Source organism: Rhizobium sp. TBD182 (genome assembly GCF_001950375.1).
Lineage (GTDB): Bacteria > Pseudomonadota > Alphaproteobacteria > Rhizobiales > Rhizobiaceae > Agrobacterium > Agrobacterium tumefaciens.
This window is the reverse complement of record NZ_BDLN01000030.1, coordinates 1,082-1,526: the sequence shown is the minus strand read 5'-3', so window position 1 is coordinate 1,526 and position 445 is coordinate 1,082. Positions and strand designations below refer to the sequence as shown.

Genomic DNA, 445 nt, shown 5'->3' with positions numbered 1-445 from the left:
TGCAGAATACCGGTGAAGGTCTTCAGGTGGCGTTCCGGATGCTCCTGCCGTCGATCGCGCGAGGCATAGTAAATTGCGGCCGGCGAAGAGAGCCCTGCGAACGGCCGATCGTCCCGGACATAGGTCCAGATGCGGCCGGTATCGGTCTTTCCCTTGGCCAGGATCGGCACGGTCGTGTCGTCGCCGTGCAGACGTTCGGCAGCAAGGACATGCGTCTCGATTAGGGAGTGGATGGGCTTCAGCGCCGCGGCACATGCTCCAACCTGATCGGCCAGCGTCGACAAGCTGAGGTCGACGCCCTCGCGGGCATAACGTTCGCTCTGGCGATTGAGCGGCTGGTGCTGGGCGAACTTCTCGAACAGGATCATCGCCAGCAGGTTCGGCCCGGCAAAGCCGCGTGGCGTCACGTGGAATGGTGCGGGCGGCTGCGTGATCTTCTCACACT

The 445-nt window shown here is 63.4% G+C and carries 1 protein-coding gene; it reads right to left on the bottom strand.

From position 1 onward, the window contains the following. Positions 1-445, bottom strand: a 445-nt coding sequence (locus T18_RS28215) for an IS66 family transposase (RefSeq protein ID WP_323455287.1), incomplete at both ends; no start/stop codon positions are given.